The sequence below is a fragment of the Bradyrhizobium sp. 4 genome (assembly GCF_023100905.1).
Lineage (GTDB): Bacteria > Pseudomonadota > Alphaproteobacteria > Rhizobiales > Xanthobacteraceae > Bradyrhizobium.
This window is the reverse complement of sequence record NZ_CP064686.1, coordinates 3731483-3745947: the sequence shown is the minus strand read 5'-3', so window position 1 is coordinate 3745947 and position 14465 is coordinate 3731483. Positions and strand designations below refer to the sequence as shown.

15 protein-coding genes are annotated in these 14465 nt (G+C 64.8%); 5 read left to right on the top strand and 10 right to left on the bottom strand.

The features are described 5' to 3' along the window. Positions 1–18: 18 nt before the first annotated feature. The 3 genes from IVB45_RS17270 to IVB45_RS17260 form a co-directional block, all read right to left on the bottom strand. Complete coding sequence (locus tag IVB45_RS17270) at positions 19–195, bottom strand: hypothetical protein (protein WP_247361166.1); 177 nt, start codon at positions 193–195, stop codon at positions 19–21. Between the two features lie 85 nt (positions 196–280). Beyond that, the gene (locus tag IVB45_RS17265) at positions 281–532 is read right to left on the bottom strand and encodes a hypothetical protein (protein ID WP_018454404.1); all 252 of its coding nucleotides are present in this window, start codon (positions 530–532) and stop codon (positions 281–283) included. Positions 533–604: 72 nt separating this feature from the next. Further along, positions 605–865 (bottom strand): hypothetical protein, encoded by a 261-nt coding sequence (locus tag IVB45_RS17260; RefSeq protein ID WP_027517762.1) that lies wholly within the window; start codon positions 863–865, stop codon positions 605–607. 133 nt (positions 866–998) lie between these two features. Here IVB45_RS17260 and IVB45_RS17255 point away from each other — a divergent pair, with 133 nt between their 5' ends. After that, entirely contained in the window at positions 999–2228 is a 1230-nt protein-coding gene (locus IVB45_RS17255) for a lytic murein transglycosylase (RefSeq protein ID WP_247361168.1), read from the top strand. 6 nt (positions 2229–2234) lie between these two features. On the opposite strand, the gene IVB45_RS17250 is transcribed toward IVB45_RS17255, so the two are convergent. The 3 genes from IVB45_RS17250 to recJ all read right to left on the bottom strand — a co-directional run bounded on the left by IVB45_RS17250 (position 2235) and on the right by recJ (position 5837). Then, the gene (locus IVB45_RS17250) at positions 2235–3032 is read right to left on the bottom strand and encodes an aldolase (protein ID WP_247361171.1); all 798 of its coding nucleotides are present in this window, start codon (positions 3030–3032) and stop codon (positions 2235–2237) included. A gap of 109 nt (positions 3033–3141) precedes the next feature. Continuing rightward, positions 3142–3951, bottom strand: a complete 810-nt coding sequence (locus IVB45_RS17245) for a glucose 1-dehydrogenase (RefSeq protein WP_247361174.1) — start codon at positions 3949–3951, stop codon at positions 3142–3144. 44 nt (positions 3952–3995) lie between these two features. After that, positions 3996–5837, bottom strand: coding sequence for a single-stranded-DNA-specific exonuclease RecJ (gene recJ / locus IVB45_RS17240; protein WP_247361176.1), 1842 nt, complete (start codon positions 5835–5837; stop codon positions 3996–3998). Positions 5838–6115: 278 nt separating this feature from the next. Here recJ and IVB45_RS17235 point away from each other — a divergent pair, with 278 nt between their 5' ends. After that, entirely contained in the window at positions 6116–7192 is a 1077-nt protein-coding gene (locus tag IVB45_RS17235) for a methyl-accepting chemotaxis protein (protein ID WP_247361178.1), read from the top strand. 159 nt (positions 7193–7351) lie between these two features. Here the strand turns inward: IVB45_RS17235 and IVB45_RS17230 are convergent, their stop codons facing one another. Beyond that, the gene (locus tag IVB45_RS17230; RefSeq protein ID WP_247361180.1) at positions 7352–8338 is read right to left on the bottom strand and encodes a helix-turn-helix domain-containing protein; all 987 of its coding nucleotides are present in this window, start codon (positions 8336–8338) and stop codon (positions 7352–7354) included. A 500-nt stretch (positions 8339–8838) separates the two neighbouring features. Here IVB45_RS17230 and IVB45_RS17225 point away from each other — a divergent pair, with 500 nt between their 5' ends. The 3 genes from IVB45_RS17225 to IVB45_RS17215 all read left to right on the top strand — a co-directional run bounded on the left by IVB45_RS17225 (position 8839) and on the right by IVB45_RS17215 (position 11257). Continuing rightward, the gene (locus tag IVB45_RS17225; RefSeq protein ID WP_247286170.1) at positions 8839–9849 is read left to right on the top strand and encodes a formylglycine-generating enzyme family protein; all 1011 of its coding nucleotides are present in this window, start codon (positions 8839–8841) and stop codon (positions 9847–9849) included. Positions 9850–10086: 237 nt separating this feature from the next. Next, entirely contained in the window at positions 10087–10830 is a 744-nt protein-coding gene (locus tag IVB45_RS17220; protein ID WP_247286172.1) for an SDR family oxidoreductase, read from the top strand. A 10-nt stretch (positions 10831–10840) separates the two neighbouring features. Continuing rightward, entirely contained in the window at positions 10841–11257 is a 417-nt protein-coding gene (locus tag IVB45_RS17215) for a cupin domain-containing protein (protein WP_027569894.1), read from the top strand. 20 nt (positions 11258–11277) lie between these two features. Here IVB45_RS17215 and IVB45_RS17210 read toward each other — a convergent pair whose 3' ends face one another. The 3 genes from IVB45_RS17210 to IVB45_RS17200 are packed head-to-tail and all read right to left on the bottom strand — an operon-like array spanning position 11278 to position 14335. Then, positions 11278–12282 (bottom strand): 4-hydroxythreonine-4-phosphate dehydrogenase PdxA, encoded by a 1005-nt coding sequence (locus IVB45_RS17210; protein WP_247361182.1) that lies wholly within the window; start codon positions 12280–12282, stop codon positions 11278–11280. After that, a complete protein-coding gene (locus IVB45_RS17205) occupies positions 12279–13841 on the bottom strand; it encodes a tripartite tricarboxylate transporter permease (protein WP_247361185.1) in 1563 nt (520 codons plus the stop codon). Before IVB45_RS17205 ends, IVB45_RS17210 begins: the two co-directional genes overlap by 4 nt. Before the next feature lie 11 nt (positions 13842–13852). Further along, complete coding sequence (locus tag IVB45_RS17200; protein ID WP_247434487.1) at positions 13853–14335, bottom strand: tripartite tricarboxylate transporter TctB family protein; 483 nt, start codon at positions 14333–14335, stop codon at positions 13853–13855. Positions 14336–14465 lie beyond the last annotated feature (130 nt).

Below are 14465 nucleotides of genomic sequence, written 5' to 3'. Positions count from 1 at the left end.
TTCGGCCGCTGACCAGCCCTAGTCGCCTCCTCCGTCGCCGCAGCCGCCACCGTCCGAATCCGAAAAGTCACTGACTGCGCCGTCGGCTTGAATACCGCGCCCAAAGTTCTCCGCGAGGATCATCAGGATGACGACGAACAACCCGGCCCCGAACGGCCAGGGATTGGCGCGGATAATGTCGAACAGCTCCTGCATTCACGCATTGTGCGCAGACGGAGGCAAACCGACCGTAAAGTGACAGGCTCAAAATTGGGGATATCCGACCTGTTGCAGGCGCGCCCTACCCGCCCTTCAACACTTTCTTAACCTCGCCATCAGGCCAGGTCTCGCCCGCTGCGATCACCCGGACGCGGCTTTGATCGGCGTCATTCACCAGCTCATGCGAACTCACCCGCTCGCCGCTTCGCTCCAGGTGCAGATCGGTTTCGGGCTTCCAGCTCAGCGTGGTCGCGAGATCGCCGGGAAAGATCTGCCATTGCGATCCGTCGTCCAGTTCGACGACATGGCTCTCCGCGTGCGCGCGTATCTTCATTCCACCCCGAATTCTCGATGAACGGACTGCGACCGACGGAGGGCCCCGGCGATCGGCCGGGGCCCCACTCCATCAGTCGTTGTCGTGATGAATCACGGTCTTGCTGCGATTGCCGAATTCATCTTCCTTCTTGATCACCGTGGTGCGGTCGGCGGGCTCGCGCTCCCTAATGACGGTGGTGCGGTCGCGATCGCGGTCCCGCTCACGATATTCGTGAGACTGTCCGACGGTCACACCGGCACCGACCGGACCGACGTGAACGCCGACTTCGTCGGCCAACGCAGGCGCGGCGATGGCGGTGACCATGGCGGCGGCAAACAGATATTTCCTCATCTTCTCCTCCTCAAACGTGATGCTGGGGGAATGCGGGAGTGCGACAGTTTGTTCCGGGGAACGCGGGACCGCGTCTGTTCCTGCAGTTCCAGGAACTGGTCACAGCCACCATGTTTCCCGCTAGAATGGGTCCATGAAACACGCTGATTCCATAGCCTCTCGTAGCCGCCGCGCTCTGCTTCGATCCACGCTCGGCGCAGCCGCACTCGTCGCAGTCCCAACGCGCATCCTGGCCGCGCCTCCAGGCTTCGAGGAATGGCGTGAGGGTTTTCGCGCCCGTGCCATGGCGAAAGGCATTTCGGCCGCGACTTGGCAGCGCGCGATGGCGCGGGTCGAGCCCGACATGAGCGTGTTCAAGCAGATGCGCAACCAGCCCGAATTCCATGAGCAGGTCTGGCAATACATCAACCGTCGCGTCTCCGACTGGCGTATCATCAACGGCAAGATCGCCCTGAAGAACAACGAGGCGCTGCTCGCGCGCATCGAGCGCGATTTCGGCGTCGAGCGCGGCACGCTGCTGGCGCTGTGGGGCGTCGAGTCCGCCTACGGCGATCCGCTGGTGCAGCAGAACCACATGACGCCGGTGTTTCCCTCGCTCGCCGCCCTCGCCTGGAACGAGCCGCGGCGCAAAGCCTATTGGGAGACCGAGCTGATCAACGCGCTACGCATCGTCGACAAGGGCTGGAGCACGCCGGAGCAGATGCAGGGATCCTGGGCCGGCGCGATGGGGCATTCGCAATGGATGCCGGAGGTCTGGCTCAATGTCGGCATCGACTATGACGGCGACGGCAAGGTGTCGCCGTTCGGCAAGCCCGACGACTCGCTGGGCTCGACCGCAAAATATCTCGTCAACCGCGGCAAATGGCACCGCGGCGAGCATTGGGGCTACGAGGTGCGCGCGCCCGGCGAGATGAGCGGCAGCCGGACCTATGCGGCTTGGCAGGCAGCCGGCGTCACCCGTGCCGACGGCCAGCCGTTCCCGCAAGCCTCCGCATCCGCGCAAATGTGGACCCCGGTTGCGGGCGGGCCGACGTTTCTGCTGGGGCCGAATTTCAACGCGGTGAAGAGCTACAACCCCTCGATGAACTATGCGCTGGCGATCTGCCATCTCGGCGACCGCTGCCTCGGCGCCCCGCCTTTCATCCAGCCATTCCCCGGCTCCGAGCGCGCGCTGACGCTCGCCGAGGTGCAGGAAATGCAGACGCGGCTGACCAAGGCCGGCTTCGACACCGGCGGCACCGATGGCCGTGTCGGGAACGACACCATGAAGGCAATCAAGGATTTTCAGCAGCGCGCGGGGATCACACCGGCCGATGGCTATGGCGGGCTGAAGGTGCTGGCGAAGCTGCGCCAGGGGTCGTAACGCGCCTCAATGTCGGTACTGCGGCTCTTCCGCATCGAGCTGGCGGCGGATCGCAGCAAGATGCAGTTGCGCAGATTCGGAATCGCCCTCGCGCATCTGCTTGTAGGTCTCGGCCGCAATCGCGGGATCGACCGGCAGCACTTTCCGGCCCGTCGACATCGCCAGCACCTGCACCTCGGCGGCGCGTTCGAGATAATAGAGATCGTCCCAGGCCTCCGCGATGGTCGGTGCCAGCACCATCACGCCGTGATGCATCATGAAGATGATATCGGCATTCCCAACGCTGGACGCGATGCGCGCGCCTTCGCGGTTGTCGAGCGCGAGGCCGTTGTAGTCGCGGTCCACGGCCGTGCGACCGTAGAATTTCAGCGCGGTCTGTCCGGCCCAGATCAGCGGATCACCCTCGGTCATCGACAGCGCCGTGGCGTAGGGCATGTGGGTGTGGAAGGCGACCTTGGCGCGCGGCAGGCGCTTGTGCATCTCGGCATGGATGTAGAACGCGGTCGCCTCGGGCACGCCCTCGCCGTCGAGCACGTTGCCGTGGAAGTCGCAGATCAGCAGTTTTGACGCGGTCAGCTCGCGGAAGGCGTAGCCGTAAGGGTTGACCAGGAAGAGATCGTCATGGCCCGGCACCACGGCCGAGAAGTGGTTGCAGATGCCCTCCTCAAAGCCGTTGCGCGCAGCCATGCGGAAGCAGGCGGCAAGATCCTCGCGCGCGCCGCGGATCGCGTCGGTCACGAGGTCCGGACGGTTCGAGCGGAACGTTGCTGGCGTAGATGACGACGAGTGAAGGCTGTGCGCCATGGCGGAAGGACACCTCTGTCGGCCGGAAGACGCCCGCGTTGTACAGGTCCGACGCCTGCGCGTCAGCCCCCGCGGGCGCCACCCTGCCCTTCGCAGCCCGCGCGGCGGGCTATTGCCGCCGCGGCACGCCGCCGGCATTCATGCCGCCGTCGATGACGAGCTCGCTGCCGGTGACGTAGCGCGAGGCATCGGAGGCCAGATACAGCACGCCGGAGGCGATCTCACCAGCCTGGCCGGCGCGGCCGAGCGGCGTGACGACGCGCGCACGCTCGTCTGGGTCGATCGGCGCGTTGCCCTGGTTGCCGGTCGCGCCGGTCGGGATCTTGCCCCAGATCGGCGTGTCGATGATGCCGGGGTGGACGGAGTTGACGCGGATGCCGTCACAGGCGGCCGCGCACTCCATCGCGATGGACTTTGCGAACAGCCGCACGCCGCCCTTGGTCGCCGAATAGGCCGACAGCCCGGGCGCGCCGCGCAGGCCCGCGAGCGAGGACATCATGACGATCGAGCCGCCGCCGGTCTTGCGCATCAGGGGCAGGCAATGCTTGACCGAGAGGAAGACGCCATCGAGGTTGATCGCGTTCTGCTTGCGCCAGTCGCTGAGCGTCATGTCGATGATCGAGGGTACGGCAATGCCGATGCCGGCGTTGGAGACGAGAATATCGAGCCGGCCAAAGCGCTTCGCGATCTCGGCTGCGATCTCGATCCATCGCTCTTCGCTGGTGACGTCCTGCTCCAGGAAAATCGCCTTGCCGCCGGCCTTGGTGATGCGATCGGCGAGTTCTGGACCTCGCAGCTCGTCAATGTCGGTGGCGATGACGGTGGCGCCCTCGCGCGCGAACAGCTCGACGACGGCTTCGCCGATGCCGGAGGCGCCGCCCGTCACCAGCGCCACTTTACCCTCAACCTGCCCTGCCATGCTCACTCCCTTTTTTCTATACGTTTTTTTGTTGTTTGCCGGGCCTATCTAATCATGGATGGTCCCTGGTCGGGTAGCGCGACATCCATGACCCGGAATTGCACACGCTCGGCGCCCTGGTAGCGATCGACCGACAATGATCCCGCGACATGCAGTTGCTGGCCGCGATTGGCAACAAGCGCGTTGCCAAGCTTCTGTCCGATCGAACGGAACGCGATGCCGTTGACGATGGCACCGTCGCCCGACTTGAAGCGTAGCCTCAAATGCGCCTGTCCCACCTCGTCGGCATAGACGAGCTGGTGCGCCGGCAGCGCCAACACGACTTCCGGATTGCCGCTGCCGAAGGGACCGGCGCGGTTGAGCGTCGTTGCAAGCTCGGTCGTCACCGCGCGCGCGGAAACCGCGCCGTCGATGTAGAGCTCGTTGACGTGGCGCGCCTCGGCAACGTCGCGCGCCAACGCATGCTCGAGATAGGCGCGAAATTCGGCGAGCTTTTCCTTCCGCAGCGTGACGCCCGCAGCCATCGCGTGGCCGCCGCCCTTGAGCAGAATGCCGTCGGTGACCGCCTGCCGCACGGCCTTGCCGAGATCGACGCCGGCAATCGAGCGGCCGGAGCCGGTGCCGATCCCGCCGGGCTCCAGCGCGATCGCGAAGGCGGGCCGCGAGAACTTCTCCTTCAGCCGGGACGCAACGAGACCAACCACGCCGGGATGCCAGCCTTCGGAGGCCGTCACAATCACGCCGATCTTGTCCTCGAGCCCGATCGAGGCGAGCGCCTCGGCTTCGGCCTGCGCTTCGGCCGCCTGCTCGATAATACGGCGCTCACCGTTGAGGCGGTCGAGTTCGGCTGCGATCCGCGCGGCCTCGACGCTGTCACCCTCCAAAAGCAGCCGCACGCCGAGATCGGCGCGGCCGATGCGGCCGCCGGCATTGATGCGCGGCCCCAGCATGAAGCCGAGATGCCAAGCCTCCGGCGGGCCGTTGAGCCGCGCCACGTCCATCAGCGCGGTGTGGCCGACATGGTCGCGCCGCCGCATCGCGATCAGGCCTTTGGCGACGAAAGCGCGGTTGAGACCGATCAGCGGCGCGACATCGGCTACTGTGCCGAGCGCAACGTGATGCAGCATGCCGAGCAGGTCCGGCTCGGGCATCTCCGCATTCCAGAAGCCGCGCTGGCGCAATTCACGATTGACCGCGACCAGTGTCACCAGCACGAGGCCCACCGCGGCGAGATGGCCGAGGCCGGAAAGGTCGTCGAGCCGGTTCGGATTGACCAGCGCATCGACCTCCGGCAGCTCCGTGCCGGCCTGATGATGGTCGATCACGACGACGGACATGCCGAGACGTTTCGCTTCGGCGAGCGGCTCGATGCTGGTGGTGCCGCAATCGACGGTGACGAGCAGGGTGGCACCCTTCGCGGCCAGCGCACGCACGGCTTCCGTGTTGGGCCCGTAGCCCTCGAAGATGCGGTCGGGAATGTGGATCAGCGGATCAAGCCCGCAATGGCGCAGATGCCAGGTCAGCAGCGCCGCCGAGGTCGCGCCGTCGACATCGTAGTCGCCGAAGATCGCGACTTTCTCACCGTTCGCCGCGGCATCCGCGATCCGCTTCGCGGCGGCTTCCATCTCTGTCACCGTGAACGGGTCCGGCAGAAGCTTGCGGATGGTGGGATCGAGGAAATCGACAACGGCATCGCTGTCGACACCGCGGCCTGCCAGCACCCGCGCCAGCAGCTCGGGCAGTTGGTGGCGCTGCACGATGGCAAGCGCTTTGGCCGCCCCGCGCGCATCCAGCCGGTCGCGCCAAAGCTTGTCAGTGAGCGAGCGCGCCACCCCCAGGAATGCCTGGGGCGCTTCGACGGGCAAGGTGGTGGCGGGCGGCGTCATGAACAACGGTCGGTTTGAGGAACCTGGGAGCCGGAAGTATTGCATCGTCCGGCCGACGGGACGATTGGCCCGCAATCCCCCGGGATTTGCAACGTCTGCGCGGCACAAAGCGGTGGATTGCCGTTTTGCTACGCGGACTGACTATCATTTGAGCATTCCGCAAAACAGCAAATTAAGCAGGCGTTAGGCGGAATCTTCGAAAAAGAATCGTATTCGATCTGTCAGTGATTGTTCCGGGTTCGTTGCAGATCAGACCTCATTGCCAAGGGAAGCCCCCGATGTCTGCTGCGCTGGGTCTCAAAGCCAAGCCGATCGCAAATGAACCCGCTGATGATGATTCCGACATCTCCGCGCTGATCAACCGCCTCACGGCGGAGGTCAACCAGATCGCAGTCGACAAGACCAAGGCGATCCAGCAGATCACCAACCAGATGAAGATGCTGGCGCTGAACGCACTGATCGAAAGCTCGCGGGCCGGCGCGCAGGGCGCGGGTTTCGCGGTGGTGGCGCAGGAGGTCCGCGGCGTCGGCCAGCAGGTCGAGACCATCGCTCGCGAGCTCGAAAGCCAGCTGACGAAACGGACCGGCGATCTCGTCTCCTCGATCGACCGGATGAGCCAGCGCTCGCGCGGCGAGCGCATGGTCGACCTCTCGCTCAACGCCATCGAGCTGATCGACCGCAACCTCTATGAACGTACCTGCGACGTGCGCTGGTGGGCGACCGATTCAGCGTTGGTCGATTGCGCGGCCTCGCCCGACGCCGCGGCCGTGTCCCATGCCTCGCAGCGTCTCGGCGTGATCTTGGGCGCCTACACCGTCTATCTCGACCTCTGGCTCTGCGATCTCGAGGGCAACGTCATCGCCAACGGCCGCGCCGACCGCTTTCACGCCGTCGGCCAGAATGTCGCCCACACCAAATGGTTTCGCGAGGCCAAGACCCTGCGCTCCGGCGACGACTATGTCGCGGGCGACGTCGAGAACCAGCCGCTGCTCGGCAATGCCCAGGTCGCGACCTATTGCGCCAGCGTCCGCGCCGGCGGCCAGGCCAACGGCGCGCCGATCGGGGTGCTCGCCATCCATTTCGACTGGGAGGCACAGGCCCGCGCCATCGTGCAAGGCGTGCGCGTCGGCGACAGCGACAAGGCGCGCGTGCTGCTGGTCGACTCCAATCTTCGCGTGATCGCCGCTTCCGACGGACAAGGCATTCTCAGCGAACGCATCTCGCTGTCGCTGGACGGTCGGCGCTCCGGCTTCTATCAAGACCGCTCCGGCACGCTGGTCGCGTTCCATGCGACGCCGGGCTACGAGACCTATCGCGGGCTGGGCTGGTATGGCGTGATCGTCTGCCGGGCGTGAAGCGGGAGGCGGCCTGCCTGTCCAACTCAAAACCGTGAAAACAACCCCATGCACAGTAGCCATCTGGTTGTTTTCATGACGGTTTTTTTCGCCGTTGACGCGGGCAAAACGCCGGCATGCATGCGATCATGGCACCGTTCGCGGTCCGGACCCGGAGCGCTAGGCTCTGGCGATGTCGTCTTCGACTGCGTGCGGCGTCGTAATTCCAAGCGTTTGCGACGGACGCTCCCCGAACATTGCAAAGTAATACTGAGAAAACCGGCCGAGTTCGTAAAAGCCCTGTTGCATGGCGACGGCTGTCACGGTGGTCGAACCGGGTGCGCTCTGGTGCAGGATGGAATGAACAGCGCATAGACGCTTGTGCCTTAGGAAGCTGACCGGGCCGAGGCCGAATACCTCCTGAAAGGCGCGGTGGAGGGTGCGCCGCGATACGCCCAGCGCCGCGCAAATTTCCGACACGTGCACCGGACGCGTGCCGGCGTCGTCGAGATACTCCTCGACCTTGCGGATCAGCCGTCGGGCGGAAGGGAGCCAGCCGTTGCCGTCAGGTGGCAGCGACGACGCGACGTTGGCAACCATGCATTCGGCGATCGATCGTTTCCAGAAATCGGCAGTTGACGGCGTCAGCCCATATTTGTTGTCGCGCAGGTGCGACATGACCCGAACCAGGCGGCGCGAGGCGACCGCGCCGGTCGCGAGGTCCGCGCGGAAATGCCCGCGACTTCGCCATGTGTCGGGGTCGCTCAGGCGCGCTTCTCCGCCGAACAGCGTCGCGACCTCGTTGAGGTCGAACCGCATGGCGGCGTAGGCGGAGCCGCCGTGAAAAACACCGTCATGTTCGAGCCGCGGCGGAATGACGAGCACATCGTTGATCTGCATGTCGAACGACCAGTGGGCGACGCGCTCTTCAGCCACGAGCAGCATCCCGATGATCAGCTTGTCGTCGCTGGAAACCCGCTGCGTGCGTATGCCGACGTTGAAAGCACCAATGCTGAGCGAGAAGTCGCCGATGCCGACATGGGATAACGTTCCGCGCAACCGACCGCGGCCGAGTTGCATCACATCGACATGCGAGCCGTGGACGGCCTGCTGAAGTCCTTCGAAACCGTCCAGCTTGCGCGAATCAACCAGAAGGAATTGCCCCATGGCTGTACCCTGTTACTGAAGCGCGACAATTCTGCGGCAGGCAGCAGCGAAATACCACCACAACGCGAGGTGGGTGCGACAAGCCGACTTCGCGTTTTTGAGCAAATCATCGCCGCATTTGTTGCAAGATTTGCGCGTGAAATGCCTTCGATTGAGGGATTTGCGGCATGGGACATTAGATCTCACCAACTGCCTGCGCAGACTGGCACAAACTGCACATCACAGCCGTCCAATCTTCGGATACCGTTTGCAACCTTAGCGAGATGAGCGGACACGCTCTGCGGATGGCAGAGCGCATGCGGCATGGATTTGCCGTGTGCTCAAGACGTGCGTGCAAAGGAAAGAGATGTTGACGCAACGCAAGCGTCCGCCTCTCCCCCGAGCGCCAAAAAGAGGGGACCAGACAATGCGTCTAATGAGCAGGGCAAAGAGCTATCGTCGAAGTCTCCCAGAGTTGGCGCAGTAGCATCGGGTGGAATGCGCGTATCGGAGCTTCCACCATGTTGCGAGCGGATCTGGATCACTGCGAGTGGTTGCCGGATGATTTGAAGAGCGGCGAGATGGTCTTCATTCCCGGCGGAACCTTTCGCATGGGTTCGGACCATCATTATCCCGAGGAGGCGCCGAGCCATCGCGTCGCTGTCGACGGCTTCTGGATTGACCGCACGCCCGTGACCAACCGGCAGTTCAAGCAGTTCGTCAACGCAACCGGCCATGTCACCGAGGCGCAGGTCGTTCCCGATCCGAAGGACTATCCAGGCGCGCTGGCGGAGATGCTCTACGCGGGATCGCTAGTGTTCTCCCCGCTGCCGCGCATCACCGATCTCACCGACTGGAGCCAGTGGTGGACTTTCCTGCGCGGCGCCAGCTGGCGCCATCCCTATGGTCCCGGCAGCAACATCAAGGACCTCGACGACCATCCCGTCGTCCACGTCTCCTTCAGCGATGCGGCAGCGTATGCCCGCTGGGCCGGCAAGGACTTGCCGACGGAGGCGGAGTGGGAGTTCGCGGCGCGTGGCGGCCTCGAGGCGGAGGAATACGCCTGGGGCGACGCGCTGATGCCGGGCGGCAAGCACATGGCCAATATCTGGCAGGGCAACTTCCCCGTCCAGAATCTCGGCGAGGATGGGTACGAGCGTACCTCGCCGGTCATGGCCTTCCCGCCGAACGGCTACGGCCTCTACGACATGATCGGCAATGTCTGGGAGTGGACCTCCGACTGGTGGTCGTCAAAGCACGCCGCCGACGCCGCAAAACCCTGCTGCATCCCCAAGAATCCTCGCGGCGGCGGTGAGCACACAAGTTACGACCCGCGCCTCCCCGACATCCAGATTCCGCGCAAGGTCCTCAAGGGCGGCTCGCACCTCTGCGCGCCGAATTATTGCCGCCGATATCGCCCGGCCGCGCGGCACGCCGAACCGGTCGACACCTCGACCAGCCATGTCGGGTTCCGCTGCGTGGTGCGAATGCCGTCTGTGACCGAACACCAACAAGGACGCGCTGCAATCTAGCGAGCGCCGCTGGCGGATGCCGGCATCAGCGGTGCGCTCCGCGCGTCGGATGATTTCGATATGCAACTTTATCTATCGGCGATCCGACAGACGTCTTCAGCATTTTTGGACAAGGCGGGCCGGTTACAGGCAAGAGCCTGCCCCATTTCCCCGGTAAGAGTGGCCTCATCGCTTTCGCGACGCGCGCGCCGTCGACCCTGAAACGCTCGCGCCCGCAACGCCCCGAGGAGATATGCCATGAAGATCGTCGTGATCGGCGGGACCGGGTTGATCGGATCCAAGCTCGTAGCGAAGCTCAAGCAACAAGGCCACGACGCCGTCGCGGCTTCGCCGAAATCGGGCGTGAACGCCGTCACCGGAGAAGGCCTCGCAGCAGTGCTGGCGGGCGCGGATGTCGTGGTCGACGTTGCCAACGCGCCGTCGTGGGAGCCCGCCGCCGTGCTCGAATTCTTCGAGCGTTCGAGCAAGAACCTCGCCGCGACCGAGGCGGCTGCGGCCGTGAAGCATCATGTGGCGCTCTCGATCGTCGGGACCGAGCGTTCGCCCGACATCGCGTATTTTCGGGCCAAGCTGGCGCAGGAGACCATCGTCAAGGCATCTCCGGTCCCCTACTCGATCGTCCGCGCCACCCAGTTCTTCGAATTCCTCGGCGCCATCGGCGATATGGGTGCGGCCGATGGCCGGATCGTCGTTCCCTCGGCATTGTTTCAGCCGATCGCCGCCGAGGACGTCGCCGATCACCTCGCGGAGGTCGCAATGGGCCAGCCGCTCAACGGCACCATCGATATCGCAGGACCTGAGAAGGCGCCCTTCAATGACTTCATCGCACGGCGCCTGAAGGCGTCCGGCGACGCTCGACCGGTGGTGGGAGACCCAAGGGCGCCGTACTACGGCGCTCCCATCGACGACACGTCGCTGAACCCTCTCGGCGAGGCGCGGCTCGGGAAAACGTCGCTCGCAACCTGGCTCGCGAAACTTTGAGGAGACTCCCATGCGCAGATTGCTGATCGCAACCGCTGTTTATGCCGCATCATTCCTGACGGCCCATGCCGCCGAGACGGCGACACCCACGGCCAAGGTGACCGTCGTGTTCGACCAGGCGCTGCCCAACGTCCCCGGCAAGAGCATGAAGGGCGTGCTGGTCGAGTACGGCCCAGGAGGCTCCTCGCCCGCCCACATGCACCCGCGCTCCGCATTCATCTATGCCACAATCCTGGAAGGAGCGATCCGCAGCCAGGTCAATGACGAGCCTGCCAAGGTTTATCACAAGGGAGAGAACTTTTCTGAAAAGCCCGGCGACCGCCACGCCGTCAGCGCCAATGCCAGCGACACCGAGCCCGCGAAGCTGTTGGCGGTCTTTGTCGTGGATACTGCTGACAAGGAGCTCGTGACGCCTGTCGCGAAGTAACGCCAGGTCATCGCGTGTAATCAGGTGGCTCGCGGAGCGGCCATCTCCGCGGCGAGCAACACCGCGGCGCGGCTGGCACCGATTGATGCAATGCCCTGGCCCGCGATGTCATAGGCGGTGCCGTGGGCGGGCGTGCAGATCGGGAACGGAAAGCCGCCGAGCAACGTCACGCCGCGATCAAAGCCCATCAGCTTCATCGCGATCTGGCCCTGGTCATGATACATCGTCAGCACCGCATCGAAGGCGCCGCCCTTGGCGCGCAGGAACACCGTGTCGGCCGGGAACGGCCCCTCGGCGGCAATGCCCTCGCGCTGGCCGGCCGCGACCACGGGCGCGATGACATCGATCTCCTCACGGCCGAAATTGCCGCCGTCGCCGGCATGCGGATTGAGACCGGCGACCGCGATGCGCGGCCGGGCGAAGCCGGCATTGCGCATGCACACATCGGTCAGCTTGAGCGCGCGATGGATGCGTTCGCCGGACAGTCGCGCGGCGACGTCCTTGAGCGGGATATGGGACGTCACGCGGGCGTTCCAGAGCCGGTCCAGCACGTTGAACTCGCTTGCGGGGGTTTTGAGCCCGACCACTTCCGCGGAGAACGCGATCTCGTCGTCATACTCGGCGCGGGCCAGCCGCATCGCCTGCTTGTTGAACGGCGTGAAGCAGACGGCATCGACCCTGCCGTCGCGGCCGAGCTCGAGCGCCTGCTTGTAGTTGGCAAGCGCGAACCTGCCGCCGGCGAGGCTCGCGACCCCCTGTTGGACGTCGCTGGGATCGAGGTGCCCGAGATCGACGAACAGCGTTTCGCCCTCCGCCAGGCGCAGATCGGCCCCCTGCTCCACTGTTGTCAGCTCTGGCTTGACGCCGGCAATGCGCGCGCCTTCGTCGAAGATGCGGCGGTCGCCGATCACGACGATCCGGCTGCGCGCGCGGATGTCGTCCTGCACCACGAGCTTGGCGGTCAATTCCGGGCTGATGCCGGCGGGATCTCCCATTGCCAATGCAATGAGCGGCTGTGCGGTCATATGATCACTTTCTCCCGAGCGGTCTCTTGAGCTCTCTCTTGGGCTGTAATCTCGTCAGCGGACGGCGCAGGCTTGCGCACCAGGCGCGCAAGCTGCAGCACGAGCGGGAGCAGCAACAGCACGATGCCGGCCACGATCAGGCACGTCACGAGCTTGTTGGCGAAGAATATCCCGAGCGATCCCTTGGACATCAGCATCGACTGGCGAAACGCATCCTCGGCCTTGTCGCCGATGACGATCGCGAGCACGAGCGGCGCCAGCGGATAGAACAGCTTCTTGAAGAGGTAGCCGACGATGCCGAAGCCGAGCATCATGACGACATCGAGATAGGAGTTCGACACCGAATAGGCGCCGACGACGCAGATGATCACGATCAGCGGCGCGATGATCACGAAGGGAATCCGCATCAGGGCGGCGAAGACCGGCACGGTCAGCAGCACCAGCACGACGGCGACGATGTTGCCGACGTACATCGAGGCAATCAGGCCCCAGACGAAGTCCTTCTGGTCCACGAACAGCATCGGCCCGGGATTGAGGCCCCAGATCATCAGCCCGCCCATCATGACGGCCGCAGTGGCCGAGCCGGGAATGCCGAGCGAGAGCATGGGCAGAAGCGCGCTGGTGCCGGCGGCATGATCGGCCGTCTCCGGCGAGATGATGCCCTCGACCTCTCCGGTGCCGAAGTATCGGCCGCGGCGCGAGAAGCGGCGGGCGATGCCGTAGCTCATGAAGGATGCCGCGGTCGGGCCGCCTGGCGTGATCCCCATCCAGCATCCGATGGCCGCGCTGCGCAGCAGTGCCACACTATGCTGCGGCAGGCGGCCGATCGCGCGAAATACCTCGCGCCACTCTATCTTCGACGAGACCGCGCGGGCATGAAACTCCTCTTCGACGGCGACGAGCAGCTCGCCAATGCCGAACAGCCCCATCACCGCGACAACGAAGTTCACGCCCTTGACCAGTTCGTCGACGCCCATGGTGAGACGCACGCTGCCGGAAACGGTGTCGATGCCGATGGCGGCAATGGCGAAGCCGATCGCCAGCGCGACGACGGTCTTGATCGGCGCCGCCCCGCCCATGCCGACGAAGCTGGCGAAGGCCAGGAAATAGACCGCGAAATATTCCGCCGGCCCGAAGGCGAGTGCGACCTGCGCCACCCATGATGCGAGGAAGGTGATGAGGATGACGCCGATCAGCGCGCCGAAAGCCGCCGAGCCGAACGCGGTGGCGAGGGCCGTGGTCGGACGGCCGTCGCGCGCCATCGGGTAGCCGTCGAAGGTGGTGGCGACAGACGACGGCTCGCCCGGGATGTTGAACAGGATCGAGGTCACGGATCCGCCGAACAACGCGCCCCAATACATGCTGGAGAGCAGGATGATGGCGGAGACCGGCTGCATGCCGAAGGTCAGCGGTAGCAGCAGCGACACCCCGTTCGGAGCACCCAGCCCGGGCAGCACGCCGACAAGAATGCCGAGCAGCACGCCGATCACCATCAGCGCCAGATGCGGCAGCGTGATCGCGATGCTAAAGCCGTGAAGGAGTTCCTGGAGATTGTCCATCGGCCTCTCCGTCAGAAGCCGAAGGCCGCGGCGAGCGCGCCGTGCGGCAAGCTCACCTGGAACATGCGCTCGAACACGATGTAGAGCGCGAGCGCCGTCGCCGCCGCCATGCCAAGCGCGCGCGGCACGGATTGTTGTCGGGGGATCGCCAGCACCGCGAAGATGTACAGGGCTGAGGCGACGTACATCCCGGCCAACGGGATCGCAGCCACAAAAATTGCCGCCGGCACGAACAGGCCGGCAAGGCGGCGCAACTCAATCGACGTGATCGCGATGGGGACATTCGCCAGTGACGTAACCGGCATCAAACCGCGCACCAGATTGTAGAGACTTCCAAGCAAGATGATGATGCCGGTCAGGAACGGGAACGTGCCGGCGTCCACGCCCGCGCTCGACCAGCCGATACCGTTATCGAGGCTGGAGACAACGACGGCCACACCAAAGCTGCCGGTGAGGATTGCGGTCGCAAGTTCGAGGGCGCGGCGCGATATCATGGGAGGCTCCGGTCAGGCTAAGTACAATGGCCGGCTATGGCGCACATGTTCCCCAACGCTCGGTGTCGTCCCGGCCTAGTGCGCAATTGCGCACTAGGCCGGGACGACGGAGGGGTTGGAGGCTTGCGCC

What these genes read in the sequence shown, in the direction of transcription:
- IVB45_RS17230 (WP_247361180.1), bottom strand. Translation starts at nt 8,338, where the DNA reads ATGGGGCAATTCCTTCTGGTTGATTCGCGCAAGCTGGACGGTTTCGAA.
- IVB45_RS17245 (WP_247361174.1), bottom strand. Translation starts at nt 3,951, where the DNA reads ATGGCAGGGCAGGTTGAGGGTAAAGTGGCGCTGGTGACGGGCGGCGCC.
- IVB45_RS17265 (WP_018454404.1), bottom strand. Translation starts at nt 532, where the DNA reads ATGAAGATACGCGCGCACGCGGAGAGCCATGTCGTCGAACTGGACGAC.
- IVB45_RS17200 (WP_247434487.1), bottom strand. Translation starts at nt 14,335, where the DNA reads ATGATATCGCGCCGCGCCCTCGAACTTGCGACCGCAATCCTCACCGGC.
- IVB45_RS17255 (WP_247361168.1), top strand. Translation starts at nt 999, where the DNA reads ATGAAACACGCTGATTCCATAGCCTCTCGTAGCCGCCGCGCTCTGCTT.
- IVB45_RS17235 (WP_247361178.1), top strand. Translation starts at nt 6,116, where the DNA reads ATGTCTGCTGCGCTGGGTCTCAAAGCCAAGCCGATCGCAAATGAACCC.
- IVB45_RS17250 (WP_247361171.1), bottom strand. Translation starts at nt 3,032, where the DNA reads ATGGCGCACAGCCTTCACTCGTCGTCATCTACGCCAGCAACGTTCCGC.
- IVB45_RS17210 (WP_247361182.1), bottom strand. Translation starts at nt 12,282, where the DNA reads ATGACCGCACAGCCGCTCATTGCATTGGCAATGGGAGATCCCGCCGGC.
- IVB45_RS17205 (WP_247361185.1), bottom strand. Translation starts at nt 13,841, where the DNA reads ATGGACAATCTCCAGGAACTCCTTCACGGCTTTAGCATCGCGATCACG.
- IVB45_RS17260 (WP_027517762.1), bottom strand. Translation starts at nt 865, where the DNA reads ATGAGGAAATATCTGTTTGCCGCCGCCATGGTCACCGCCATCGCCGCG.
- recJ (WP_247361176.1), bottom strand. Translation starts at nt 5,837, where the DNA reads ATGACGCCGCCCGCCACCACCTTGCCCGTCGAAGCGCCCCAGGCATTC.
- IVB45_RS17220 (WP_247286172.1), top strand. Translation starts at nt 10,087, where the DNA reads ATGAAGATCGTCGTGATCGGCGGGACCGGGTTGATCGGATCCAAGCTC.
- IVB45_RS17215 (WP_027569894.1), top strand. Translation starts at nt 10,841, where the DNA reads ATGCGCAGATTGCTGATCGCAACCGCTGTTTATGCCGCATCATTCCTG.
- IVB45_RS17225 (WP_247286170.1), top strand. Translation starts at nt 8,839, where the DNA reads ATGTTGCGAGCGGATCTGGATCACTGCGAGTGGTTGCCGGATGATTTG.
- IVB45_RS17270 (WP_247361166.1), bottom strand. Translation starts at nt 195, where the DNA reads ATGCAGGAGCTGTTCGACATTATCCGCGCCAATCCCTGGCCGTTCGGG.